Annotated in this window: 19 protein-coding genes; 11 read left to right on the forward strand and 8 right to left on the reverse strand. The window is 61.1% G+C overall.

Going from position 1 to position 25,265, the window contains the following annotated elements:
* Positions 1 to 20: 20 nt before the first annotated feature.
* Both LIY36_RS25985 and LIY36_RS25990 read right to left on the reverse strand, forming a co-directional pair.
* Positions 21 to 1,298, reverse strand: coding sequence for an ATP-binding protein (locus tag LIY36_RS25985; protein ID WP_226457665.1), 1,278 nt, complete (start codon positions 1,296 to 1,298; stop codon positions 21 to 23).
* Positions 1,299 to 2,006, reverse strand: coding sequence for a winged helix-turn-helix domain-containing protein (locus LIY36_RS25990; RefSeq protein WP_226457666.1), 708 nt, complete (start codon positions 2,004 to 2,006; stop codon positions 1,299 to 1,301).
* Positions 2,007 to 2,162: 156 nt separating this feature from the next.
* On the opposite strand from LIY36_RS25990, the gene LIY36_RS25995 reads away from it, so the two are divergent.
* The gene (locus LIY36_RS25995; RefSeq protein ID WP_226457667.1) at positions 2,163 to 3,362 is read left to right on the forward strand and encodes an MFS transporter; all 1,200 of its coding nucleotides are present in this window, start codon (positions 2,163 to 2,165) and stop codon (positions 3,360 to 3,362) included.
* Here LIY36_RS25995 and LIY36_RS26000 read toward each other — a convergent pair.
* Positions 3,318 to 3,920: a tRNA-(ms[2]io[6]A)-hydroxylase gene (locus LIY36_RS26000; RefSeq protein WP_226457668.1), complete on the reverse strand. Its 603-nt coding sequence runs from the start codon at positions 3,918 to 3,920 to the stop codon at positions 3,318 to 3,320. The genes LIY36_RS25995 and LIY36_RS26000 overlap by 45 nt on opposite strands.
* A 151-nt stretch (positions 3,921 to 4,071) precedes the next feature.
* Between LIY36_RS26000 and LIY36_RS26005 the strand changes: the two genes are divergently transcribed.
* Positions 4,072 to 4,935: a universal stress protein gene (locus LIY36_RS26005; protein WP_226457669.1), complete on the forward strand. Its 864-nt coding sequence runs from the start codon at positions 4,072 to 4,074 to the stop codon at positions 4,933 to 4,935.
* A gap of 68 nt (positions 4,936 to 5,003) precedes the next feature.
* Here LIY36_RS26005 and LIY36_RS26010 read toward each other — a convergent pair whose 3' ends face one another.
* On the reverse strand, positions 5,004 to 5,474 hold the full coding sequence (locus LIY36_RS26010; RefSeq protein WP_192300515.1) for a DUF1289 domain-containing protein: 471 nt from the start codon (positions 5,472 to 5,474) through the stop codon (positions 5,004 to 5,006).
* A gap of 398 nt (positions 5,475 to 5,872) precedes the next feature.
* Between LIY36_RS26010 and acnB the strand changes: the two genes are divergently transcribed.
* Positions 5,873 to 8,482, forward strand: a complete 2,610-nt coding sequence (gene acnB, locus LIY36_RS26015) for a bifunctional aconitate hydratase 2/2-methylisocitrate dehydratase (RefSeq protein ID WP_226457677.1) — start codon at positions 5,873 to 5,875, stop codon at positions 8,480 to 8,482.
* A 50-nt stretch (positions 8,483 to 8,532) separates the two neighbouring features.
* Here the strand turns inward: acnB and LIY36_RS26020 are convergent, their stop codons facing one another.
* Positions 8,533 to 10,176, reverse strand: a complete 1,644-nt coding sequence (locus LIY36_RS26020; RefSeq protein WP_226457670.1) for a SulP family inorganic anion transporter — start codon at positions 10,174 to 10,176, stop codon at positions 8,533 to 8,535.
* Positions 10,177 to 10,336: 160 nt separating this feature from the next.
* Positions 10,337 to 11,614: a serine/threonine transporter gene (locus tag LIY36_RS26025; protein WP_226457671.1), complete on the reverse strand. Its 1,278-nt coding sequence runs from the start codon at positions 11,612 to 11,614 to the stop codon at positions 10,337 to 10,339.
* 385 nt (positions 11,615 to 11,999) lie between these two features.
* Here LIY36_RS26025 and LIY36_RS26030 point away from each other — a divergent pair, with 385 nt between their 5' ends.
* From LIY36_RS26030 to LIY36_RS26045, 4 genes are all read left to right on the forward strand, one after another.
* Positions 12,000 to 12,545: a cysteine hydrolase family protein gene (locus LIY36_RS26030; protein ID WP_226457672.1), complete on the forward strand. Its 546-nt coding sequence runs from the start codon at positions 12,000 to 12,002 to the stop codon at positions 12,543 to 12,545.
* A gap of 173 nt (positions 12,546 to 12,718) precedes the next feature.
* Complete coding sequence (locus LIY36_RS26035; protein WP_226457673.1) at positions 12,719 to 13,672, forward strand: 2-hydroxyacid dehydrogenase; 954 nt, start codon at positions 12,719 to 12,721, stop codon at positions 13,670 to 13,672.
* A gap of 129 nt (positions 13,673 to 13,801) precedes the next feature.
* Entirely contained in the window at positions 13,802 to 14,869 is a 1,068-nt protein-coding gene (locus LIY36_RS26040) for a phosphotransferase family protein (protein ID WP_192300520.1), read from the forward strand.
* 9 nt (positions 14,870 to 14,878) lie between these two features.
* On the forward strand, positions 14,879 to 15,646 hold the full coding sequence (locus LIY36_RS26045; protein WP_192300521.1) for an SDR family oxidoreductase: 768 nt from the start codon (positions 14,879 to 14,881) through the stop codon (positions 15,644 to 15,646).
* 9 nt (positions 15,647 to 15,655) lie between these two features.
* Here LIY36_RS26045 and LIY36_RS26050 read toward each other — a convergent pair whose 3' ends face one another.
* The gene (locus tag LIY36_RS26050; RefSeq protein ID WP_226457674.1) at positions 15,656 to 16,285 is read right to left on the reverse strand and encodes a DNA-3-methyladenine glycosylase I; all 630 of its coding nucleotides are present in this window, start codon (positions 16,283 to 16,285) and stop codon (positions 15,656 to 15,658) included.
* A 217-nt stretch (positions 16,286 to 16,502) separates the two neighbouring features.
* On the opposite strand from LIY36_RS26050, the gene LIY36_RS26055 reads away from it, so the two are divergent.
* From LIY36_RS26055 to LIY36_RS26065, 3 genes are all read left to right on the forward strand, one after another.
* On the forward strand, positions 16,503 to 17,828 hold the full coding sequence (locus tag LIY36_RS26055) for a C4-dicarboxylate transporter DctA (protein ID WP_226457678.1): 1,326 nt from the start codon (positions 16,503 to 16,505) through the stop codon (positions 17,826 to 17,828).
* 108 nt (positions 17,829 to 17,936) lie between these two features.
* Positions 17,937 to 18,638 carry a FadR/GntR family transcriptional regulator gene (locus LIY36_RS26060; RefSeq protein WP_192300523.1) on the forward strand — a complete coding sequence of 234 codons (702 nt, stop codon included), beginning with the start codon at positions 17,937 to 17,939 and terminating at the stop codon, positions 18,636 to 18,638.
* A 17-nt stretch (positions 18,639 to 18,655) separates the two neighbouring features.
* Positions 18,656 to 19,342, forward strand: a complete 687-nt coding sequence (locus LIY36_RS26065) for a GntR family transcriptional regulator (RefSeq protein WP_192300524.1) — start codon at positions 18,656 to 18,658, stop codon at positions 19,340 to 19,342.
* 196 nt (positions 19,343 to 19,538) lie between these two features.
* Here LIY36_RS26065 and LIY36_RS26070 read toward each other — a convergent pair whose 3' ends face one another.
* Entirely contained in the window at positions 19,539 to 24,398 is a 4,860-nt protein-coding gene (locus LIY36_RS26070) for an NAD-glutamate dehydrogenase (RefSeq protein WP_226457675.1), read from the reverse strand.
* A 481-nt stretch (positions 24,399 to 24,879) separates the two neighbouring features.
* Here LIY36_RS26070 and LIY36_RS26075 point away from each other — a divergent pair, with 481 nt between their 5' ends.
* Positions 24,880 to 25,233: a hypothetical protein gene (locus LIY36_RS26075; RefSeq protein WP_226457676.1), complete on the forward strand. Its 354-nt coding sequence runs from the start codon at positions 24,880 to 24,882 to the stop codon at positions 25,231 to 25,233.
* The last annotated feature ends 32 nt before the right edge of the window (positions 25,234 to 25,265 follow it).

Genomic DNA, 25,265 nt, shown 5'->3' on the forward strand with positions numbered 1-25,265 from the left:
GGGCTCAGCGCGGCGCCTGATCATTCGGCATAGGCCCACGTCATCCGAAACGACGCCCCGCCCCACTGAGAATCCAGCACTTCTACCTGCCCGCCATGCCACTGCGACACCCGCTGCACCAGCGCCAGGCCCAGGCCGAAGCCGCCGGTGCGGCGGTCACGGCTGGCATCCAGGCGCATAAACGGCTGGAAGATTTTCGCCCGGCCATCCTCGGGCACGCCGGGGCCGTCGTCACACACCCGCACTTCGTAGCCGCTGCCAAACTTAACCAACGAAACCTCCACACGCCGCTCGGCATAACGAATGGCATTGCGCAGCAGGTTGATCACCGCCCGCGCCATAAAGCGCGGTTCGATCTGGATGGTGTCCACCTCACAACTGCGCAACGTCAGTCGGACCCCTGCCGCCTCGGCCTCCAGGGCCACGCTGCCGATCACGCTGTCGAGCCAGCTGTGAGCCTCGATATTTTCCCGGGTGACCTGGGTCGCGCCGCGCTCCAGGCTGGCGTAGGTCAGCAACTCGGAGACCATTTCCTCCAGCTCACCGAGGTCGGCGTACATGTCGGCGATCAGTTCGCTACGCAGACGCGGGTCGACCTGCTGCTTGAGTTGATCGAGTTCAAACGACAAGCGCGCAATCGGCGTACGCAATTCATGGGAAACCGCGTTGGTCAGTTCACGCTGGTTGGCGATCAGGCTCTCGATACGTTCAGCCATCTGGTTGAAGTGCCCGGCCAGTTCGCGCACGGTGGAGCGGCGTGGCAGCAGGATGCGCGAGGCCAGGTGATTGTCGCCAAAACGCTGTGCGGCCAGGCGGATATGCTCCAGATCACGCCAATGGGGACGCACCCAGAAATACAGCACGACGGCCAGGCACAGGCCGAGGAGCACATAAGCCCACAGGTAAAGCCACTTGGGCTCTTCCGGCAGCTTGATTTCCAGCAATTGCGGGCCGTCATCGATACGGGCGAGGAACTCCATAAAGTGCCCACGCACGACCAGCAGCCCGTCCGCCAGCAGTTGCTGCTCACGCTCGTTCAGCCTCAGGGAATCACGCGACAGCAGTTTCAGATGCAACCCGTAATGGGGTTGCAGCTCGGCGAGGCGGGCAGCCCGCGCTTCGCTCGTCAACGGCCGCAACTGCTCGACCAGGGCGTAGGCCGGTCCACGCAACGCCTCGCGGTTGTAGGTTTCGTTGGCTTCCGGCAGCCACTCGTCGAAGGTGTAGTTGACCAGCCAGATCGCCCCCGCCAGGCCCAGAGCAAGGATCAGGTAAAGGCGTAGATAAAGCCGCAGCATTCATACCTCCCAGGCAAACGGATTGAACAGGTAGCCCTTGCCCCAGATGGTCTTGATGCACACCGGTTCACGAGGGTTATCGTTGAGTTTGCCGCGCAGCTTGCTGATGTACACGTCGACGCTGCGATTGAGGCCGTCGAACGCGATGCCGCGCATGCGGTTGAGGATGTCATCGCGGGACAGGATGGTGCCGGAGTGGCTGGCCAACAGCCACAGCAGTTCGAACTCCATGGTCGTCAGTTCGATCGTTTCGTCTCCCAGGCGCACCACCCGGCAGCTACGGTCAATCGCCAAGCGGCCAAAACTCAGGGCCCCACGCACGGTGGGCTCCGGCGCCTGGCGACGTTGCAACGCGCGCAAGCGGGCGAGCAGTACCGGCGGTTTGATCGGTTTGATCACGTAGTCGTCAGCGCCGGATTCCAGGCCGAGGATGTGGTCCAGGTCGTCCTCCTTGGCCGTGAGGATCACGATAGGCGTGTCGGACACATTGCGGATTTCGCGGCACACGTGCAGGCCGCTCTGGCCGGGCAGCATCAGGTCGAGGACAACGATCTTGGGGCGAAAATCGAGAAAGGCCGCCAAGGCCGCGTCGCCCCGGTGCACCACGCGCACCTCGAAACCATGCTGCGACAAAAAATGCGCGATCAGCCCTGCCAGCTTCTCATCGTCTTCAACGAGCAAGACCTTGCCCAGCCCCAGGTTTTCCATAAGTTCTCAGTGTGCGACGCAGATTGAAGAGCGGGCATTATAGGTGGCAAGCTGGGCAACTTGAGCAACTGGCCAGCAGCGGCCGACGAAGCTTCATGCTTTTAAGACTTTTTAACAAATAGCCTGCAATTTTTAACGCCATCTACAGGGAGTTGTATGCGCAAGGATTACCTGGCGTTCTTCGTTTCGCTGTTCCTGTCGCGCCTGGCCGACCAGATTCTGCTGTTTATCGTGCCCTTGATAGTGTTTCAGAGCACAGGGAGCGTGTCCTGGGCCGGGCTGGCGTTTTTTGTCGAGTCGTTGCCGCGTTTCCTCGCGTTTCCGCTGTGCGGGGCGTTGTGCGACAAGTACCCGCCGGTGCGCATCCTGCATATCAGCCAGGTCTATCGCGCGCTGACGTGCTTCGTTGCGGTGGCGCTGTACGGGATGTTCGACGGCATCTATTGGCTGGTGTTGCTTTCGGCCGTGTGCGGGGTGCTGACCACCCAGGGCATCATGGCCCGCGAAGTGCTGATGCCGCATATCTTTGCGCAGTACAGTTATGCCAAGACCCTCTCCTACTCGCAGATTGCCGACCAGAGCGGACTGGTGCTCGGGCCGCTGGTGGCAGCGCTGATGCTCGAAGTGTGGGCGTGGCATTGGGTGGTGCTGGGGATTGCCGGGTTGTTTGTGCTGGCGGACGTGGCCATGGGGGTGTGGCAGCGCTCCAGCTCGGTCGACCTGGCGGTATTTGAACAGCATCGTGATATTTGGCTGCAACCACTGCGGATTGCATTCGGGCATATCCGCCAGCTTGCCGGGCTCAAACGCCTGATTGCGCTGACGGTGGGGGTCAACCTGATCATCGGGGTCACGCTGGCCACGTCAGCCGCAATGGTCACCGGGCTTTACGCCGCCGACAAGGACGCCTATGCGGTACTGCAAGCCGCAGGCGCAGGGGTGACCATCGCGATTCTGTTCTACCTGGCGCGCGCCACCCTGTCGCTGAAAATCCTCGGTGGCCTGTCATACGCACTGATTGCCGCCGGCGCGCTGATCACCGCGATCAGCCCCAATCTGTGGGCTTACTCGCTGGGGTTCCTGCTGGTGATCGGCTTCGACAAGATGTACAGCGTGTACATGCGCAGCGTGCGGCAAAAGGTGATTCCGGTGCAGGACTTTGGCAAAACCGTGGGGGTGATTACCTTGCTCAACAACCTGCCGCAACCCCTGGCCGGGTTGGCGGTTGCACTGCTGGCGGCGCCGCTGGGTACGCAAACGGTGATCCTGCTGCTGACCGCGATCACCGTGTTGATCGGTGTGGTCGTGGCCTCAGGCCGGCACGCCGCTGTGAAAGCGGAACTCGACGTCGGGTGACTCGATCAGTTCCTGCTCGGCCGCCCTCACCCGCTCGATGACTTGGGCGATGTCCTTGGCGTCGCCGTATTGGTAGGCCAATTTCAGATAGCCCTGGAAGTGCCGCGCCTCGCTTTTCAGCAGGCCGAAGTAGAACTTGCCGAGGTCTTCATCCAAATGCGGCACCAGCGCTTCGAAACGCTCGCAACTGCGGGCTTCGATAAAGGCGCCGACCACCAGCGTATCCACCAGTTTGACCGGCTCATGACTGCGCACCACTTTGCGCAACGCCGAGGCGTAGCGACCGGCATGCAGCTGGCGCAGCTCGATCTTGCGCTTTTTCATCAGGCGCATGACCTGTTCGTGGTGCACCAACTCTTCGCGGGCCAGGCGCGACATCATATTGATCAGGTCGACATGGCTGTGGTACTTGGCCATCAGGCTCAGGGCGGTGCTGGCAGCTTTGAATTCGCAGTTCTTGTGGTCGATCAGCAGGGTTTCCTGATCGGCCAGCGCGGCCTGGACCCAGGCGTCGGGAGTGCGGCAACCGAGGAATTCGTGGATTTCGGGCAGGTTCATCGGGCTCACGGGCAAAGGATCACAAAAGGGCGCCGATTATACCGACCACGCCGCAGACCACCAGCCACCGGCCTTGATGTGCATCAACATGACGTGCGCCGGGCAGCAACTATAGTTGTCTCATGCCCACCACTTCCCGGAGTTACCGACCATGCAAGCCATCCGCAGCATCCTGGTGCTCATCGAGCCCGAACATTCGGAAAGCCTGGCCCTCAAACGCGCCAAGTTGATCGCCGGGGTCACCGGTGCGCACTTGCATTTGCTGGTGTGCGACAGGAAACATGAGCATTCGGCGCTGCTGAGCCTGCTCAAGGCGGGCTTGCAGGAGGATGGCTACAGCGTGACCACCGAGCAGGCGTGGAACGAGAGCCTGCATGCAACCATTATTGATGTGCAGCAGGCCGAAGGCTGTGGACTGGTGATCAAGCAGCACTTTCCCGACAGCCCCTTGAAAAAGGCTCTGCTGACCCCGGCGGATTGGAAACTGTTGCGTTATTGCCCGACGGCGGTGTTGTTGGTCAAGACGTCTACGCCGTGGGCTGAAGGTGTGATCCTGGCGGCAATCGATGTGGGTAATACCGACGCCGAACACCGTGAACTGCACGCCGAGATAGTCGGTCATGGCTTCGACATCGCCAGCCTGGCCAAGGCCCAACTGCATGTGATCAGCGCCCACCCTTCGCCGATGCTATCGGCGGCGGACCCGACGTTCCAGCTCAAAGAAACGATTGAGGCGCGCTACCGCGAACAGTGCCGGGCATTCCAAGCCGAGTTTGATATCGACAACTCAAGGCTGCACATCGAGGAAGGCCCTGCCGACGTGCTGATTCCCTTTGCGGCGCACAAGTACCATGCGGTCGTCACCATCATCGGCACGGTGGCGCGTACCGGCATTTCCGGCGCGTTAATCGGCAATACGGCGGAGGTCGTGCTCGACAAGCTGGAAAGTGATGTGCTGGTGCTCAAGCCTGCGAGCCTTATGGATCACCTGGAAGAGCTGGCGGCTAAGTCCTGAGGGCGACGAGGATCAAACTGTGGGAGCCCGCTCCCACACAAGCCCATTTCACATTGGGTCGGGTGTTGTCAGTCAGCAAACACATCCCGCAGAAACCCCGGTGCGATATACCGGTGGTAATGCGCTTCGGACAGGATAAAAAACTCCCGGTCGATCGCATCGCGCAAATCCGGCAAGGCCCAGTCGCGAAATTCCGGCAACAGCACCATGCCATAGGCCTCCAGATTGGAGATCACCCGTGCGCCCCGGGCAATCAACTGGTACGCCCAGCAATACTCCGACTGGTGCGGTACGAAGCGAATCTTGCGCTGTTCCAGTTGAACGCGCAGGGTCTTGGGGTCGAAAACCTCGACCTTGCCGCCCATCACCTGCACCAGCAGTTGCTCCAGGCGCAGCCAAACCGCACGCTTTTCTTCTTCGTTATAGCCATTCCACTGGATCACTTCGTGGTGGAAACGCTTGCAGCCACGGCACACGAGATCGCCGTAGACCGTGGAGCACAGGCCTACGCAGGGGGTTTTGATGGCTTGGTTGGACATAGGCAACGACACACAAATCAGCGAAACAATGCGCCATGTTAGCCCTTTGTCTAACCTGTATCACCCTGCAAACTTGGCGAGGCAACTTACCTTTAGTTTTTTTTTGCCGTAGAATCATCCGGCCTTGTAAGGCGCCAACAATCCGCTGGAAGCTGTTTTCAAAGCGTCACGAGCACAGTCGTTCCTTCAGAACGGTGTTGGCGATGGTGTTTGACCCGGTAGGTCAGTCACCAGCGCCAACCCTCATCAGCTCCGTTCTGCAGGCGTAAAACTTTGAAAGCAGCTTCTGTGAGGAATGCCGGCAGCGCTGGCTTTGCGGCCCAAAAAGCCCCCGAGCGCATGCGTGCCGTTCATTTCTGGATGAGCGTCCCGTGGGACCACTGATGAGGGTAATAACTGTGCTTGAAGCCTACCGCAAACATATCGAAGAGCGTGCAGCCCTGGGTATTGTTCCCCAGCCGCTTAACGCCGAACAAACCGCAGGCCTGGTTGAGCTGCTGAAAAATCCTCCGGCTGGCGAAGAAGAATTCCTCGTTGACCTGATCACCAACCGCATCCCACCAGGTGTTGACGAAGCTGCCTACGTCAAGGCCGGTTTCCTGTCTGCCCTGGCCAAGGGCGAAGTCACTTCCCCCCTGATCGACAAGAAGCGCGCTGTTGAACTGCTTGGCACCATGCAAGGCGGCTACAACATCGTGACCCTGGTCGAGCTGCTGGACGATGCCGAGCTGGCAGCTGTCGCAGCCGCCCAACTCAAGCACACCCTGCTGATGTTCGATGCGTTCCACGACGTGGCCGAAAAAGCCCGTAACGGCAACGAACACGCCAAAGCCGTGATCCAGTCCTGGGCTGACGGCGAATGGTTCCGCAACCGCCCTACCCTGGCCGACAAGATCAGCCTGCGCGTATTCAAGGTTACCGGCGAAACCAACACCGACGACCTGTCCCCTGCTCCAGATGCCTGGTCCCGCCCGGACATCCCGCTGCACGCCCTGGCCATGCTGAAAATGGCCCGTGAAGGCATCGTGCCGGACGAGCAAGGCAAGACCGGCCCGATGAAGCAGATCGAAGAAATGCGCGGCCAAGGCTTCCCGATCGCCTACGTCGGTGATGTGGTCGGCACCGGCTCGTCCCGCAAGTCGGCGACCAACTCCGTACTGTGGTTCTTCGGCGACGACGTACCTTACGTGCCGAACAAGCGCGCTGGCGGCTTCTGCTTCGGCAGCAAGATCGCTCCAATCTTCTACAACACCATGGAAGATGCTGGCGCGCTGCCAATCGAGTTCGACGTTTCCAACATGAACATGGGCGACGTGATCGACCTGTACCCACATGCTGGCAAAGTCTGCAAACACGGCACCGACGAAGTCATCACCACCTTCGAAATGAAGACCCCGGTGCTGTTGGACGAAGTCCGCGCCGGCGGCCGTATCCCGCTGATCATCGGCCGTGGCCTGACCGACAAGGCACGCGCCGAGCTGGGCCTGGGCCCAACCGACCTGTTCAAGCTGCCTGAAGCACCTGTCGACACCGGCAAGGGTTTCACCCTGGCCCAGAAAATGGTCGGCAAGGCGTGCGGCCTGCCAGCAGGCAAAGGCGTTCGCCCTGGCACCTACTGCGAGCCGAAGATGACCACCGTGGGTTCCCAGGACACCACCGGTCCGATGACCCGTGACGAACTGAAAGACCTGGCGTGCCTGGGCTTCTCGACCGATCTGGTAATGCAGTCCTTCTGCCACACCGCGGCCTATCCAAAGCCGATCGACGTGACCACCCACCACACCCTGCCTGACTTCATCATGACCCGTGGCGGCGTATCGCTGCGTCCAGGCGACGGCATCATCCACAGCTGGCTGAACCGCATGCTGCTGCCGGACACCGTCGGCACTGGTGGTGACTCCCACACCCGTTTCCCGATGGGCATCTCGTTCCCGGCCGGTTCTGGCCTGGTCGCGTTTGCCGCAGCCACTGGCGTAATGCCACTGGATATGCCGGAATCGATCCTGGTGCGCTTCAAAGGCAAAATGAAACCTGGCATCACCCTGCGTGACCTGGTTCATGCCATTCCTTACTACGCGATCCAATCGGGTCTGCTGACTGTAGAGAAGAAAGGCAAGAAAAACGCCTTCTCCGGCCGCATCCTGGAGATCGAAGGTCTGAACGACCTGACGCTGGAACAGGCTTTCGAGCTGTCCGACGCCTCGGCTGAACGTTCGGCTGCCGGTTGCACCATCAAGCTGTCGAAAGAGTCCGTCACCGAGTACCTGAACTCCAACATCACCCTGCTGCGCTGGATGATCGGCGAAGGCTACGGCGATGCGCGTACCCTGGAACGTCGCGCCCAAGCGATGGAAGCCTGGGTCAAGAACCCTGAGCTGATGGAAGCCGATGCCGACGCGGAATACGCCGAAATCATCGAGATCGACCTGTCGGAAATCAACGAGCCGATCCTCTGCGCACCGAACGACCCGGACGATGCCCGTCTGCTGTCGAGCGTTGCCGGTGAGAAGATCGACGAAGTGTTCATCGGTTCGTGCATGACCAACATCGGTCACTTCCGCGCTGCCGGTAAACTGCTGGAACAGGTCAAGGGCCAGCTGCCAACCCGTCTGTGGCTGTCGCCGCCGACCAAGATGGACGCACACCAACTGACCGAAGAAGGCTACTACGGCATCTACGGCAAAGCTGGCGCGCGCATGGAAATGCCGGGCTGCTCGCTGTGCATGGGTAACCAGGCACGTGTAGAGCCGAACTCGACTGTTGTGTCGACTTCGACCCGTAACTTCCCGAACCGTCTGGGTGATGGCGCGAACGTCTACCTGGCGTCGGCTGAGCTGGCGGCAGTTGCCTCCACCCTGGGTCGCCTGCCGACCGTCGAAGAGTACATGGGTTACGCAGCGAAACTGGACACCATGGCCAGTGACGTTTACCGCTACCTGAACTTCGACCAGATCGCCGAGTTCCGCAAAATCGCAGCAAGCGCCAACATCCCGGTGATTCAAGCCTAAGGTGTGTTGACGTAGAAGACGCCGCGTATCGCAAGATACGCGGCGTTTTTTTATGCCCGGGATTTGGCCAGTTGCACCGCGCCATCCACACTCAAATCGCTGAGCAGCACCTGCGGCGCCATTGCCTCAGGCAATGCCTGCAACACCTCAAGGGCGTCGTGCCGTACACGCGCGAGCACCAGGCGCTTACCCTCCCCGCGCACCTGCGCAAAAAACGCGGCCAGCGCTTCAATGCTGGTGCCATCCAGGTTCGGCGATTCTTCCAGGCTCAGCACCACGGCTTGCACTGGCGATTGGCGCATCAGGCGCAAGGCCGCGCCCAGGATGCGTTCGGTATTCGCGAAAAACAGCGCCTCGCTGGGACGCACGATCAGCACACCCGGCACCTCCCGTGCGTCGGCATGATGCTGACGGTCAACAAAGTCGTGGCTATCGCCCAGGCGACCAAGCACCTGGATGTCAGCGGAGGACATCTGGCGCAGCATCAACACGACGCTGATCGCCACCGCCAGCAACAAGCCATCCAGCACGCCGAGCACCAGCACCGCCGCGACCGCGCAGATCACCAGCAGGCGGTCACGCCGCCAGATGAAATAGCGCCCCAGCGGTTGCACGCTCAAGCCATGCCCCAGCGCATAGATGACAATGGCTGCGAGCACCGGCTCCGGTGTCAGGGCGACGTAGGGCAGCACCGTCAACACAATCACCAACACCACCAGCGCCGCGACGATGCCGGCCAGCCGTGAACCCGCACCGGCGGCTTCATTCGCCGAGGTTGCCGAATACCCGGCGCCGACGGGCATCCCATGAAACAACCCGGACACCAGGTTGGCCGCTCCCAGCGCCAACAAATCACGATTGGATGACACGCGGTCGCCATGTTTAAGGGCGAACGAGCTGATAGAGCCGTAGGACTCCGCATAAAGGATCATGACTAACGCAAACGCCAACTCCCCCAGGCGCAACCAATCGGCGAACGGCAGCACCGGCAAGCGCCCCAGTTCCAGGCGCAGGTCGATCATGCCAATCAACCCCACACCGTGGGCCTGTAGGTCCAGGAGTTGCCCGCCGGCAATTCCCAGCACGACCACCAGCAACCCGCCCGGCAGGCGCGGAATCCGCGCGCACAGCCACAACACGCACAAGGCCACGGCCGCGACCAGCGCCGCCGGCCAGTTCCAGCTTGGCCACTGCTCGAGTAATTGCGGCAGGAAGCGGATCAGGTTGTTGTCGCTCAGGTGTACGCCCACCACAGCTGCCAGTTGCTTGAGGATAATGGTCAGCGCCAGGCCGAACGCGAAACCGCGCAACACCGGCTTGGCAATAAACGAAGTGACGCCACCCAGCTTGAGCAGCCCGGCCAGCAAGAAAAATCCACCCGTGACCAACACCAGCCCAAACGCCAGGGAAAGCCGCAACGCCGGGTCATCACCGGCAAGGCTGGCGGTCGCTGCGGCCAGTACCGCCGCCGAAGATGACGTAGCCGACACAATCGCAAAGCGGCTGGTGCCCAACAAGCCGTAGCACAACAGCCCGGCAAACAAGGCAATCACACCCGCCTGGGGCGGGAGCGCGGCAATGCTCGAATAGGCCACTGCCTCCGGCAGCAACAAACCGGCGATGGAGAGCCCGGCGAGGATGTCCTGGATGCGCCTGGAAGACGCCGCAACAGCGGGAGGGGTTTGAGTATTCAATCGAGCCAACCTTGGGGGTCTCCAAATCAGAAACCAATAAGCCGACAAGCTTAGCCTTCATTAACCGGCGCCGGGTTGATCCGGGTGCTGGTTTTGCGCAGCCACAAAAAAGGCCGATTCACGGTGTGCGCGAATCGGCCTCTTCAGGTGCCGCCGGTTATCAGGACAACAGCGAGTAGATCAGCGCCGTAATCGCTACCAGGCCAACAGCCGTGACAAACACGTTGGACGCCTGCCCGCGGTACTTGGCCATGGCCGGTACTTTGCGGATCGCGTACATCGGCATCAGGAACAGGATCGAAGCAATCACCGGCCCACCCAATGTCTCGATCATGCCGAGAATGCTCGGGTTGAGCGTGGCCACGATCCAGCACACCACCAGCATGAAGGCGGCGGTCATGCGGTCCAGGGTCTTCGGTGCCGGGCGGCGACCCGTCTTGACCACCAGGCCCTTGAGGCCTTCACTGGCGCCGATGTAGTGGCCCAGGAACGATTTGGCAATCGCCACGAATGCAATCAATGGCGCGGCGAACGCGATGGTCGGGTTGTCGAAGTGGTTGGCCAGGTACGACAGGATCGACAGGTTCTGCGCTTTCGCCTCGGCCAACTGCGCCGGCGACAGGGTCAGCACGCAGCTGAACACAAAGAACAGCACCATCGCTACCATCAGCAGGTGCGCGCGGGACAGGATCTGCGAGCTGCGCTCATCGGCATGGGCGCCGTACTGACGCTTCTGATCAACCGCAAAGGCCGAGATGATCGGCGAGTGGTTGAACGAGAAAACCATCACCGGAATCGCCAGCCATAGGGTACTGAGCAAGGCCGATGGTTCCGGCACCACGCTGGCGGTGCTGAGGATGCCGCCGTTCCAGTGCGGGACCAGGTATACCGCCAGGAACAGCAAGGCGACGATGAACGGATACACCATCAGGCTCATGGCCTTGACGATCACCTGCTCGCCGCAACGCACCACGGCCAGCAGGCCGAGGATCAGCACAAACGCCAGGATTGCCCGAGGCGGCGGCATGATGTGCAACTGGTGCTCCATGAAGCTGCTGACCGTGTTGGTCAACGCCACGCTGTAGATCAGCAGGATCGGGAAGATCGCAAAGAAGTACAGCAACGTGATCACTGCACCGGCCTTGATGCCGAAGTGTTCTTCCACCACGTCGGTGATGTCGGAGCCATCACGACCGGAGAGTACGAAGCGGGTCAGGCCACGGTGGGCAAAGAACGTCATCGGAAACGCCAGCAGCGCCAGGATCAGCAACGGCCAGAAGCCGCCCAGGCCAGCGTTGATAGGCAGAAACAAAGTGCCGGCGCCAATGGCCGTGCCGAACAGGCCAAGCATCCAGGTGGTGTCCTGGCGGCTCCAGCTTGTGAGGGTTGCAGGTGTCGATGGATAGCGTTCGTCAACGCTATTGGCCTGATCATTCATCCGGTCGGATCTCCGCATTTACACAGCCGGGACGAGTCAGAAAAACCTGACAGGCAGCGCCCCGACCATAGAAGGGGCGCGATTGTCCGGGATTCTTGTGAATAAGCAAAGACTTAGCTGAGGAACGGTGGCGTGGTATATCGACACGCCGCACCCAACCCAGACACATTTGTTGACAATCCAGCGCCCACGCCAGCATGATCCGGCAATGAACGTTATGCCGTTGCACCTCACCCGCACCACCACCACGACCGCTTTCGGCGGGTCGCGCGGTGGCTGTGGGTGGTCGAGCTAAATACCCCACAGATTCAACCCAAGGCCCCGCCAGCAATGGACGGGGCCTTTTTGTTGCTCCGCCCACCAGGCAATCACAAGGAGCAACACCATGGCTGACGCCCTGTTGATCATCGATATGCAAGCCGGCCTATACGATGGCCCGCAAAGACCTTTCGAGCGTGAACGCCTGCTCGACACCATCAACCAGTTGATCAAGCGCGCCCGCGCCGCCAACAAGCCGATCTTCGTGGCGCGCCACACCGGCCCCGAAGGTTCGCCGATTGCGGCGGGCAGCCCGCTTTGGCAGGTATGGCACGGCCTGGAGGTGGACGAGCACCGTGACCATCTATTCAACAAAACCCGCCCAAGCTGTTTTCTGGGTACGGACCTGGCCCGACAACTGCGCGCAGCCCAGGTCGACGAACTGGTGATTGTGGGCATGAAAACCCAGTTTTGCATCGACACGACTTGCCGTGTAGCGGTTGAACTGGGGTTTTCGGTGGTATTGCCCGAGGATGGCCACACCTGCATGGACACTCCGGCGCTGAAGGCCGAAGCGATCATCGAGCATCACAATGGGACATTGGCCGGGGCGTTTGTGAAGCGTATCAGCGCAAGGGACCTCTGGCGCTCAAGCGACCACGCGACCCACTAAACCGCGGAGGCCCTCAGGGGCCTATTGCGCAGTTCACCGTTGAGGGTGTTCTGCGCAATATCCAGCTGTTAGAACAGCATTACGCAAGAAGAAAATTTTCTTTCTCAGTAAAACGCCCCGCCCTACAAATCCCGCATACTCATCCTCTCAAACCCTTCAGGAAGAGCCTTCCGATGACCGCAACAGTTCTGGTCCTGGTTGAAACCATCAACGCCTACCTGCCCATCATCGAAAGCAATGACTTTCATGTGATCCTGGCTCCCACACCCGCCGAACGCGCCCAGGCCATCAAGACCCACGGCGCGCAGATCAAGGCCGTGCTGACCCGTGGTCCGCTGGGCTTGTACGCCGCGGAAATCGACGCCCTGCCCCTGCTGGAAATCATTTGCGTGATCGGCGCAGGCTATGAACATGTCGACCTGCAAGCGGCCAGCAATCGCGGGATCGTGGTCACCAACGGCGCCGGGGTCAACGCGCCATCAGTGGCCGACCACGCCATGGCCTTGTTGTTGTCGCTGGTGCGCGGCATTCCGCAGACCGACGCCGCCGTGCGGCGCAATGAATGGCCCAAAGTGATGCGGCCGTCCCTGGGCGGCAAGCAGCTGGGCATACTCGGGCTTGGTGCGGTAGGCCTGGAGATCGCCAAGCGCGCGGCCCTCGGCTTCGGTATGGAAATCAGCTACCACAACCGCCAGCCGCGCGATGATGTGGACTACACCTACTGTTCGAGCGCGGTGGAACTGGCGCGCACCTCGGACTTCCTGATCCTGGCCACGCCCGGCGGCGACGGCACCCGCCACTTGATCGATCGCCACGCCCTCGACGCCCTCGGCCCCAATGGTTACCTGGTCAACATCGGACGCGGCAGCGTGGTGGTCACCGCCGACCTGGTGGCTGCCCTGGAGCAGCGGCGCATTGGCGGTGCCGCCCTGGACGTGTTCGACGACGAGCCCCAAGTGCCCGACGCCCTCAAGCGCTTGAGCAACACCGTGCTCACCTCCCATGTCGCTGGCCTGTCACCGGAGGCCGCCCATGATACGGTGCAGCGCGTGGCGGATAACCTGGTGGAGTTTTTCGCCGGTCGCCCGGTGCTCACGCCGGTCGCGCTGCCCCCGCCTGCAAAGTGACCCATCAGGCACGCTGATCACCCTCCAACACGCTAACCTATTAAACCGCCCCGACCTTGTCGCTGGGCGGTTGTGCGCATTAGATTAGGAAATAGTCCGAGGCCTTTAGAATAAGCAGAAGGGATAAGCATGGCGCTGAACGACCAATCGACCCAGATCCGGGCAGGCGAAGAACTTGACGCCAGCCTGATCGATCCCTACCTCAAGGCCCATATCCCCGGCCTGAGCGGCACGCCCACCATCAGCCAGTTTCCTGGCGGCGCGTCCAACCTGACTTACCTGCTGGAGTACCCCGGCCAGGAATTTGTCCTGCGCCGCCCGCCCTTTGGCCACAAGGCCAAGTCCGCCCACGACATGGGCCGGGAATACCGCATTCTCAACAGCCTCAAGGACGGCTTTCCGTACTGCCCCAAAGCCTACGTGCACTGCACCGATGAGTCGGTGATCGGCGCCGAGTTCTATGTGATGGAGCGGGTCAACGGCATCATCCTGCGCTCCGACCTGCCGGCCGAACTGGGCCTGGACGCGGCAAAGACCGAAGCCTTGTGCAAAAGCTTTATCGACAAGTTCGTCGAACTGCATCAAGTCGACTACACCGCATGCGGCCTGGCCGATCTGGGCAAGCCCGAAGGCTACGTGGCACGGCAGATCCGCGGCTGGAGCGATCGCTACGAAAAAGCCCTGACCCCCGACGCCCCGCGCTGGGAAGCAGTGCGCGCGTGGCTCGACGACAAGATGCCGGCCGACCACCCGACGTCCAGCATCGTGCACAACGACTACCGCTTCGACAACGTGATCCTCGACGCACACAACCCGATGCAGATCATCGGTGTGCTCGACTGGGAGCTGACCACCCTCGGCGACCCGTTGATGGACCTTGGCAACACCCTCGCCTACTGGATCGAAGCCGCCGACCCGGCCCCGGTGCAACTGATGCGCCGCCAGCCGAGCAACGCCCCCGGCATGCTCACCCGCCGCCAGTTCGTGGACTACTACGCCGAACGTGCCGGCATCCAGATCGACAATTTCGACTTCTACTACACCTACGGCCTGTTCCGCCTGGCCGGCATCGTGCAGCAGATCTACTACCGCTTCTTCCATGGCCAGACCCAGGACAAACGCTTCGCGCAGTTCATCCAGATGAACAAGCTGCTGGAGCAGATGAGCCTGAACGTGATCGGTAAATCAGCCCTTTAAGGAACCTCCATGTCCAAGACCAACCTGTTCGACCTCGACGGCAAGATCGCCTTCGTTTCCGGCGCCAGCCGTGGCATCGGTGAGGCCATCGCCAAGTTACTGGCCCAGCAAGGCGCCCATGTGATCGTCTCCAGTCGCAAGCTGGACGGCTGCCAGCATGTGGCGGACGCGATCATCGCCGCCGGCGGCAAAGCCACGGCGATTGCCTGCCATATCGGCGAAATGGAGCAGATTACCCAGGTGTTCGCCGGTATTCGCGAACAGTTCGGCCGCCTGGACATCCTGGTCAACAACGCCGCAACCAACCCGCAATTCTGCAACGTGCTGGACACCGACCTCGGCGCCTTCCAGAAGACCGTCGACGTGAATATCCGCGGCTACTTCTTCATGTCGGTGGAAGCCGGCAAGCTGATGCGTGAGAACGGTGGCGGCAGCATCATCAACGTGGCCTCGATCAACGGCATCTCCCCTGGGGTGTTCCAGGGCATCTACTCGGTGACCAAGGCCGCCGTGATCAACATGACCAAGGTGTTCGCCAAGGAATGCGCAGCGTTTGGCATTCGTTGCAACGCCCTGCTGCCAGGGCTGACCGACACCAAGTTCGCCTCGGCGCTGGTGAAAAACGATGCGATCCTGAAAACCGCACTGGCGCAGATCCCGCTCAAACGCGTGGCCGACCCGAGCGAAATGGCCGGCGCGGTGCTGTACCTGGCGAGCGATGCGTCCAGCTACACCACCGGCGTATCGCTGAACGTAGACGGCGGCTTCCTCTCCTGAACCCAGGCGTCAGGGCCGCTTGAACTGCCGGCGCAGGTCTTCGATCTGTGCCCGGCAGTGGCAGCCTTCCAAGTGATCGTTGACCATGCCCATCGCCTGCATCAGCGCATACATCGTGGTCGGGCCGACGTAGGTCCAGCCACGCTTCTTCAAGGCCTTCGACAACCGCACCGAGGCCGGGGACGTGGGGTTGGCGGCCCAATAAGCCAGATCGACCACCGCCGGGCGCTCTTGTGCAGTGGGCTCGAACGCCCACAGCCAGGCTGCCAGTGAACCCGTTTCATCCACCAGCTCACAGGCACGCCGCGCATTATTGATGGTCGACACGATCTTCGCCCGATTACGCACAATCCCGGCATCGTTCATCAAGCGCGCTATATCGGCCTCGCCATACGTGGCGACCTTGCGAAAATCAAAGCCCTCGAACGCCACCCTGAACTGCTCGCGCTTGCGCAGGATGGTGATCCACGCCATGCCCGCCTGAAAGCCTTCCAGGCAGATCTTCTCGTACAACTGGGTGTCGTCGGCCACCGGCACGCCCCACTCGTGATCGTGGTAACGCGGGTATTCCGGCGCGGACGTGCGCCAGGCGCAATAGGTCTGCCCACAGGCGTCGGTCGTCAGTCCTGGTCTGTCCATCCATTACCTCAAGTGCCAAGCACCGGATGATAAGCGAAAATTTTTATCACCCGCCAACCGCTCAAGCATCACCGTCACCGACCAACTGGTCAGACCGGGACCGGTCAACCGGCGAATTTTTACTTGTGATTTCAAAAAACCCCAGCGTAGACTGGCCCGGCACTGGACTTACCGGTAAGACCACAACAATTAAGCCCTGGAACCACCAGGGCACCGAATAGAGATCCCTCCCATGCTCAGATGGTGCTCGCGTTCGATTTTCCTGCAAGTCGTGATTGGCCTGATGCTCGGCGTCATATGCGGCTTGGCCCTTCCCGAATTCTCCACACAACTCAAACCCCTGGGTGATGGCTTTATCAAGCTGATCAAAATGCTGATTGGCCTGATCGTGTTCTGCGTGGTGGTCAGCGGCATTTCCGGTGCAGGCGACTTGAAGAAAGTCGGGCGCATCGGCCTCAAGTCGGTGATCTACTTTGAAATCCTCACCACCGTCGCCCTGGTGATCGGCCTGGTCATGGCCTTCAGCACCGGGATCGGCACCGGCGCCAATATCCACCTTGAGCAGTTGTCCTCCGCTGGCCTCAATGAACTGGCCGACAAAGGCCAGCACATCAAAGGCACCAGCCAGTTCCTGATGGACCTGATCCCCAACTCGGTAATCGGCGCCTTCGCCGACAACAACGTTCTGCAAGTGCTGCTGTTCTCGGTGCTGTTCGGCAGCGCGCTGAACCTGGTGGGTGAGGCGGCTTCCGGCATCTCGCGCCTGATCAACGAACTGAGCCATGTGATCTTCCGCATCATGGGCATGATCGTGCGCCTGGCGCCAATCGGTGTATTTGGCGCGATCGCCTTCACCACCAGCACCTACGGCCTCGATTCGCTGCAACACCTGGGCAGCCTGGTCGGCCTGTTCTACCTGACCTGCTTCGCCTTCGTCGGGCTGATCCTCGGCCTGGTAATGCGTCTGTCCGGCCTGCGTATGTTGCCGCTGCTCAAGTACCTGCGCGAAGAACTGCTGATCGTGATGGGTACCGCTTCGTCCGACGCGGTGCTGCCACAGATCATGCGCAAACTCGAGCACCTGGGCATCGGCAGCTCTACCGTAGGCCTGGTGATTCCGACGGGGTATTCGTTCAACCTCGACGGTTTCTCGATCTACCTGACCCTGGCCATCGTGTTTATCGCCAACGCCACCGGCACGCCACTGTCGATGACCGACTTGCTGACCATCCTGCTGGTGTCGCTGATCACCTCCAAGGGCGCCCACGGCATCCCGGGCTCGGCCCTGGTGATCCTGGCGGCGACACTCACGGCGATCCCGGCGATTCCGGTGGTGGGCTTGGTGCTGGTGCTGGCGGTGGATTGGTTCATGGGCATCGGTCGTGCATTGACCAACCTGATCGGCAACTGCGTCGCTACCGTAGCCATCGCCCGCTGGGAAAAAGACATCGACATCCAGCGCGCCAATAAAGTACTCGAAGGCCAGCACGGTTATACCTTCCAGGCCAAGAAGCCGGTACTGCCGGCGCATCAGGAGTTCTGAGGTATTCCTGAGGACAACACAGACCAATGTGGGAGCTGGCTTGCCTGCTCCCACACTAGATCTTCACTGGATTCATTACCGTATTTGCAACATAAAGGAGAGGTAGACGTGATAAGCACCTCAACCGTCGTCAATTCAGTGGTAGAAAAACTCCGCGCCGCCCTGGCGCGGGGTCAGTGGCGCCGGGGCGAAATGCTGCCCGGCCAACGCGAACTGGCGGAACAGATGGGTATCAGCCGCCCGAGCCTGCGCGAAGCGGTGATCGTGCTGGAAACCCTTGGCCTGGTGCGCTCGATGCCCGGAAAGGGCGTGGTCGTGCTCGAAACCGATGTCAGCGAACCCCAGACCAACGACGCGGTGGCCGACGCCAGCCTCGAAGACATCCTGCAACTGCGCTACACCCTGGAGCCCTTCGTCGTGGGCCTGGTCGCCCAGTCCATCAGCAGCAAGGAAGTCGGCCAACTGCGCCTGACCCTGATGGACATGCGCGAAGCCCTCGACGCCGAAGACGCCGAGGCCGGCATGAATGCCTATATCGGCTTTCACGAAGAACTGTTCGCCCTGACCTCCAACCCGATCTTCCAGAACGTGGTGCAGCAGACCCGCAACGCCCTCAAGCTAAGCGCGCAGGTATTGCGCAACTCGCCGGAACACCTGGCCGAACGCCTGCGCGAAAACGAAGCCGTGGTGCGCGCCATCCGCAACAAGAACAGCGCCCTGGCCAGTGCCGAAATGCGTCGGCACATCCTTCAGGAAGGCCTGCGCATGGGCATTCGCTTGAACATCCCGGATGACCATCTGGGCAGCTGATTTTTTGGAGACCGGCCATGACCGCTTATGCGTTGCAACGCGACCCTATCTTCCCAGCCCTGCGCTTGATCGCCGGTAAAAAGCCCTCGGTGGACGACATCTACCCGCGCCTGTTCGACGCCATCCTCGAACAGCGCATCGCGCCGGCCAGCCGTTTCACCGAAGAGAGCCTGGGCGAGACCTTTGGCGTGAGCCGCAGCGTGATTCGTCGGGTCCTGGCGAAACTGTCCCATCAACAAGTGATCATCCTGCGCCCCAACCAGCGTGCCCAGGTGGCCGCACCGGATGCGCAGCAAACCCGGCAGATCCTCGAAGCCCGGCGCCTGACGGAAATCACCGTGGTGCAACTGGCCTGCGTGCATGCGACACCCACACAAGTGCGCCAGTTACGCGAACTGATCGCCCGCGAACGCGAATGCATCGAGCGCGATCAACGTGGCCCGGCCATTCGTTTGTCCGGGGAGTTTCATCTGCAACTGGCGGCGATGGCGCGTAATGCCCCGCTGGCGCAGTTTCTTAACAGCCTGGTGCCGCTGACATCGTTGGTCATTGCCCAATATGAAGCGAAAGCCTGCACCTACTGTGCATGGCAAGAACATGTGGCGATTGTGGATGCGCTGGAGCAACGGGACGCCACCGCCGCCGTGAGCCTGATGACCCAGCACCTGGATCACCTGGAATCCAAATTACTCAAACACCACTGATCCCCCTGACAAATGCAGATCAAAATGTGGGAGCTGGCTTGCCTGCGATAGCGGAGGGTCAGCCAACACATCTGCAACTGATACACCGCTATCGCAGGCAAGCCAGCTCCCACAGTGATCGCATTCCAATTCAAGTAAAAAAGCCCCCGTATCTTGCGATACGGGGGCTTTTGTTTTCAGCGTCAGATCAAGCCGGTTACAACACCGACTGACCACTCAACGCCAGGTCCAGCAACTCGCGGTTGGCCACTGCATACATGGCGTAGTCCGTGCCAACGGCAGCACGAATCTCCACCATCATCGCCACCCAACGCTCAGCCATGTCCTTGTGCTGCTCAAGCCACAGGGCCACGCGGGCTTCCATGTCTTGTGGCGCGTCGGCCATTTGCAGTACCGAAATGGTGATCGCCCGTTGCTGCCAGTCCACATCGTCGCGGAACGCTTCGCGGGCCTGGGCCTGCCAGTTGTTGGCCACCGGCAGGTCGCTGATCTGCTGCAGGTACCACGGCAAGTCCAGGGCGCTGCCAACGGCGAAGTAGGCCTTGGCCACTTCGGCGGCGTCATGCCCGGTCACGTCGGCGGCTTCGATGATCGGCAGCAAGGTGTACAGGTGGGTAGTGCCTGCAACCATGCGCGCCAACAACTCAGGCACGCCAGCTTCGGTGTAAGCCTGGTAGCGGGTCTGCCAGCCTTCGCGGGTCGGGCCTTCCAGCAGTTCGTCGAGCTTGAGGCCCAGCGCCGCCAGGTGCGGACCGAAGTGCGCGGTGTCACGACCAGCGTCCTGTTCGTTGCGACGGCTGCGCAGGAACCAGCGCGTGGCGCGGCGCCCCAGACGCATCAGCTCGTCCATCAGCTCCAGTTGCACGTCAGCGGAAACCTGATGATCCAGGGCTTCAATCTGGCGGAACCAGTGCGGGAGGTGGAAGATGTCGCGCACGATCACATAAGCGCCGGCCACGTTCGCCGGGCTCATGCCGGTCGACTCTTTGAGTCGTTGAACGAAGGTGATGCCCATGTGGTTGACCAGGTCGTTGGCGATCTGGGTGCTGACGATCTCGCGCTTGAGGCGGTGACGACGCATGGCCTCGCCGAACTTGGCCACCAGGCTCGGCGGGAACGCAGTCTCCATGTCACGGGTCAGGTACTCGTCATCCGGCACCTGGGATTTGAGCAACGCTTCCTTGAGGTCGATCTTGCTGTACGAGATCAGTACCGACAGCTCCGGGCGGGTCAAGCCCTTGCCGTTGGCCGCGCGCTCGACGAGCTGCTCCTCGGTCGGCAGGTACTCGATGGCGCGGTCCAGCTTGCCACGGCCTTCCAGGTCGCTCATCAGGCGCTTGTACTCGGCAGCACGCTCGTAGGCACGGCGCGCGGCCAGGGACAGGGCCTGGGTCTGCTTGTAGTTGTTGCCCAACACCAGGTTGCCGACTTCGTCGGTCATGCTCGCCAGCAACTGGTTGCGTTGCTTGTCGGTCATGTCACCGGCCTGCACCACTTCGTTGAGCAGGATCTTGATGTTCACTTCGTGGTCGGAGCAGTCCACACCACCGGCGTTGTCGATGAAATCGGTGTTGGAACCGCCGCCATTGAGGCCGAATTCCACACGACCCAGCTGGGTCATGCCGAGGTTGCCGCCCTCGCCCACCACCTTGCAGCGCAGCTCGTTGCCGTTGACGCGCAGGGCGTCGTTGGCCTTGTCGCCCACATCAGCATGGCTTTCGCTGCTGGCCTTGACGTAGGTGCCGATACCGCCGTTCCACAACAGGTCCACCGGCGCCTTGAGCAAGGCATTCAGCAGTTCGGTCGGAGTCAGCTTGTCGGCCGAGATGTCGAAGCGTTCTTTCATCTGTGGCGAGATGGCAATGCTCTTGGCGCTGCGCGAGAAGATACCGCCGCCTTCGGACATGATGCTGGTGTCGTAGTCGGTCCAGGCCGAACGCGGCAGCTCGAACATGCGCTGGCGCTCGACAAAGCTGGTGGCCGGGTTCGGGTTTGGATCGATGAAAATGTGCAGGTGGTTGAACGCTGCGACCAGTTGCAGCTTGTCGGACATCAACAGGCCGTTACCGAATACGTCACCGGCCATGTCGCCGATGCCCACCACGGTGATGCTGTCTTCCTGCACGTTGATGCCGCGCTCACGGAAGTGACGCTGCACACCGACCCACGCGCCCTTGGCGGTGATGCCCATTTTCTTGTGGTCGTAACCGGCGGAACCACCGGAGGCGAACGCATCGCCCAGCCAGAAGCCGTAGTCGATGGCGATGCCGTTGGCGATGTCGGAGAAGGTCGCAGTGCCCTTGTCCGCGGCAACCACCAGGTACGGGTCATCGTCGTCATGACGCACGACGTTGGCCGGTGGCACCAGGGCGCCATCCTTGAGGTTGTCGGTGATGTCCAACAGACCGGAAATGAAGATGCGGTAGCAGGCGATGCCCTCGGCCGCGATCTCGTCGCGGCTGCCGCCCAGTGGCAGGCGACGCGGCAGGAAGCCGCCCTTCGCACCCACCGGCACGATGACCGAGTTCTTCACTTGCTGGGCTTTTACCAGGCCAAGCACTTCGGTACGGAAGTCTTCTTCACGGTCGGACCAGCGCAGGCCGCCGCGGGCAACGTTGCCGAAGCGCAGGTGCACGCCTTCGACACGCGGCGAGTAGACGAAGATTTCAAACTTCGGCACCGGCTTTGGCAGCTCGGGAATCGCGCGCGGGTCGAACTTGAAGCTGAAGTACGACTTGTTCTGGCCGTTGGCGTCGGTCTGGTAGAAGTTGGTACGCAGCGTGGCTTTGATCAGGTCCAGGTAGCGACGCAGGATGCGGTCTTCGTTGAGCACCTGAACGTCGTCCAGCGCACTGAGAATCGCTTGCTCCAGGCGTTGCTGCTTGTCTTCCAGGTCGTCGGCGGTGAGTTTGCGCGCCAGGTAGAAGCGGGTCTTGAACAACCGGGTCAACTCGCGGGCGATGTCGGTGTGGTTGTTCAGGGTGCTGGCGATGTAACCGAGGTCGAAGCCCAGGCGGATCTGCTTGAGGTAACGGGCGTAGGCACGCAGCAGCGCGACGTCGCGCCATGGCAGGCCGGCGGTGAGTACCAGGCGGTTGAACGCATCGTTCTCCGCGTCGCCATGCACGATGTGCACGAACGCGTCCTGCAGGGTGTCGTTGAGTTGCTGGATGTCCAGGTTCACGCCTTCGGCGGCGATGAACGCGAAGTCATGGATCCAGAACTCACGGCCATTGGCATGACGCAGACGGTACGGGAATTCGCCCAGCACGCGCAGGCCGAGGTTTTCCAGGATCGGCAGCACGTCGGACAGCGCCAGTGGGGTGTCGGCGTGATAGAGCTTGCAATGCAGCTCGCGCTGGCCGGAGACCTGGCCCAGCGGCTGATAGAAGCTCATCACCAACGGATTGGCTTCGGTCAGGCTGTTGAGATGCTGCATGTCGACCACGGCCGAATGCGCAGCGAAACGCTCGCGGTAACCAGCCGGGAAGCCTTTCGGGAAGTCGGCCAGCACGTTGGTGCCCTGGGCTTCGCCGAAGCTTTCGATCACCAGGCTCGAGTAGTCGTCCTGCCAGCTGCGGCAAGCCTGCACCACTTCTTTTTCCAGTTGCAGCGGGTCGATGTCGAGGCGGTTCTTCGGATCGACACGCAGAATCAGTTGCACACGGGCCAGCACGGATTCGGAGAAGAAGGTCCAGAACTCGCAATCCGATGCTTTCAGGCGATCCATCAGCACTTGCTGGATCTTCTGGCGCACTTCGGTGGAATAGATGTCGCGCGGCACGTAGGCCAGGCAGTAGCAGAAACGACCGTACGGGTCTTTGCGCAGGAACACGCGGATCTTGTTGCGTTCCTGGATCTGCACGATGGACATCACGGTACTGAACAGCTCGTCGACCGGAGTCTGGAACAGGTCGTCACGGGGCAGCACTTCTACGACTTGCGCCAGCTCCTTGCCCAAGTGCGCCTTGGCCTGGAAGCCCGAGCGGCGCTCGATCTCGGCGACCTTGCGGCGGATGTACGGGATGACGCGCACGCTTTCGCCGTACACCGAAGAGGTGTAGAGGCCCATGAAGCGGTGTTCCTTGATGACCTTGCCGTCGGCGCTGATCTCACGGATCGACACATAGTCCGGGTAGGCCGGACGGTGCACACGGCTTGGGTGGGCCGCCTTGGCGAACGACAGTACCGTCGGTTCGCGCAGGTAGTTCACCGCGTAGTCTTCGATGCGCAGGTCGTCGGCGGTGAGGCCGGCACGCAGCAACTTGGTCAGACCGAGGAAGGAATCGGCGTCATATTCGATATGACCGCCGTCCGCCTCGTCACGTACCACGAACTCTTCATAGCCGAGGAAGGTGAAGTGGTTGCCCACCAGCCATTCCAGGAAGTTCTTGATCTCGGCCTTTTCTTCGCCGTCGATGGCGAACTGGCTCGCGTCGATACCGGCCAGCAGGTCCTGGACCTTGGCTTTCATCGGCTCGAAATCGGCCACGGCCACGCGCACTTCGCCCAGCACCTGCTCAAGCTCTTTGCTCAGCACGCTCAGTTCGGCGGTATTGGCGCAACGGTCGATTTCCAGGTACATCAGCGATTCTTGCTGGATGCCTTCGCCCTGGGTGCCTTTTGGCAGGATTTCCAGCAACTCGCCCTTGGCGCCACGGCGCACGCTGAGCACGGTGGTTTGCAGGGTGTGGATGCTGTAGCCGCGGCGGTTCAGCTCGGTACGGACCGAGTCCACCAGAAACGGCAGGTCATGGTGCAGCACTTCGACCGCAGTGTGGGTCGATTGCCAGCCATGACGTTCGTAATCGGGGTTGTACACACGCACTTGCGGTTGGGTGTGGTCAAAGCGCTCAAGCAGGCGCCACGCAGAGAGGGTGCAGCCGGCCAGGTCGGAAAGGCGACGTTGGGTCAGTTCATCCAGGGAAATGATGCCGAAGAATTGTTCAGCGAACAGCGCCACTTGTGGCAGTGCCTGTTCACTGATGTGCTGCGCCAGTGCCGCTTGCAGTTGATGCTGGAAGTCGGCCTTGCTGGCTGCGGTGAAGAACGCCATCTGTGGTACTCCGCTTGGGCTTGTTATTGATGAAAGCGTCGCGTGTTGTCCCCTTGCGGGGAGACCGTCAGCGCCGTTCGCAGGTTAACCATAGCGAATTCGGCGTGACAGGTGGGTGAAGCTGGACAAGACCACCGGGTCACATACAACTTTCACAAGATACACACCTTGCCGGGTGACGGTACGACGGGCAGGTCAGGCGCCTGGCAGGTGCACATCCGTTGCGCAGCTTAACGAGTGTAGGAAGACAGCTGCTTGCGATGCTGCGACATATTCGGTCATCGGTAAGCAGGCTGCGGGTTGCAACTTGGGCAACCCGGAATTCGCGGCGAAAAAATCGACTATTATCACGCCTGTGAGTGCCAGAAATGACCGATTCGGCCCGCAAGGTCATGCACTGGGCCAGACATAGAATGCAGCACAAAATTCGCCGCAATGGCACAATCGCCGGCATTGCGCCCTAGCCCTGACAGGATTCCCCATGCTGCAACTTAAAACCGACGCCCTGATGGTCACCCCGTGCGACGACGAAGAAGACAACATGGCCATGCTCTGCTGCCACGGCAAGAACGGCGAGATGTTCATGCTCACCCGCTACCCGGATGAAGACGAAGTGGAGCTGACCTGGGACTACGAGCCATCGACGCTCGACGGGCTTAAAGTCACCCTGGGCGACACCACGCTGCTGGTAGAACTGGCAGCAGGCGATGCCGACGCGCTGGGCGGCAAGGATCAATTACAGATCACCCACGCCACCGCCGCAGCGGACCTGGCCGAAGTCGAAGAAACCCTGCAAAACATCCTCAAAGGCACCGGCACCTTCATCCGAATCTAAGTCCACCCAGAGTCACATGAGGTTGAAGCTTG

The organism is Pseudomonas sp. AF03-9 (assembly GCF_020515815.1).
In the GTDB taxonomy this organism is placed as follows: Bacteria; Pseudomonadota; Gammaproteobacteria; order Pseudomonadales; family Pseudomonadaceae; genus Aquipseudomonas.

Excerpts from the sequence above, each read along its gene's own strand:
- LIY36_RS25985 (WP_226457665.1), bottom strand. The coding sequence starts at position 1,298 with ATGCTGCGGCTTTATCTACGCCTTTACCTGATCCTTGCTCTGGGCCTG.
- LIY36_RS25990 (WP_226457666.1), bottom strand. The coding sequence starts at position 2,006 with ATGGAAAACCTGGGGCTGGGCAAGGTCTTGCTCGTTGAAGACGATGAG.
- LIY36_RS25995 (WP_226457667.1), top strand. The coding sequence starts at position 2,163 with ATGCGCAAGGATTACCTGGCGTTCTTCGTTTCGCTGTTCCTGTCGCGC.
- LIY36_RS26000 (WP_226457668.1), bottom strand. The coding sequence starts at position 3,920 with ATGAACCTGCCCGAAATCCACGAATTCCTCGGTTGCCGCACTCCCGAC.
- LIY36_RS26005 (WP_226457669.1), top strand. The coding sequence starts at position 4,072 with ATGCAAGCCATCCGCAGCATCCTGGTGCTCATCGAGCCCGAACATTCG.
- LIY36_RS26010 (WP_192300515.1), bottom strand. The coding sequence starts at position 5,474 with ATGTCCAACCAAGCCATCAAAACCCCCTGCGTAGGCCTGTGCTCCACG.
- LIY36_RS26025 (WP_226457671.1), bottom strand. The coding sequence starts at position 11,614 with ATGAATGATCAGGCCAATAGCGTTGACGAACGCTATCCATCGACACCT.
- LIY36_RS26030 (WP_226457672.1), top strand. The coding sequence starts at position 12,000 with ATGGCTGACGCCCTGTTGATCATCGATATGCAAGCCGGCCTATACGAT.
- LIY36_RS26035 (WP_226457673.1), top strand. The coding sequence starts at position 12,719 with ATGACCGCAACAGTTCTGGTCCTGGTTGAAACCATCAACGCCTACCTG.
- LIY36_RS26040 (WP_192300520.1), top strand. The coding sequence starts at position 13,802 with ATGGCGCTGAACGACCAATCGACCCAGATCCGGGCAGGCGAAGAACTT.
- LIY36_RS26045 (WP_192300521.1), top strand. The coding sequence starts at position 14,879 with ATGTCCAAGACCAACCTGTTCGACCTCGACGGCAAGATCGCCTTCGTT.
- LIY36_RS26050 (WP_226457674.1), bottom strand. The coding sequence starts at position 16,285 with ATGGACAGACCAGGACTGACGACCGACGCCTGTGGGCAGACCTATTGC.
- LIY36_RS26065 (WP_192300524.1), top strand. The coding sequence starts at position 18,656 with ATGACCGCTTATGCGTTGCAACGCGACCCTATCTTCCCAGCCCTGCGC.
- LIY36_RS26070 (WP_226457675.1), bottom strand. The coding sequence starts at position 24,398 with ATGGCGTTCTTCACCGCAGCCAGCAAGGCCGACTTCCAGCATCAACTG.
- LIY36_RS26075 (WP_226457676.1), top strand. The coding sequence starts at position 24,880 with ATGCTGCAACTTAAAACCGACGCCCTGATGGTCACCCCGTGCGACGAC.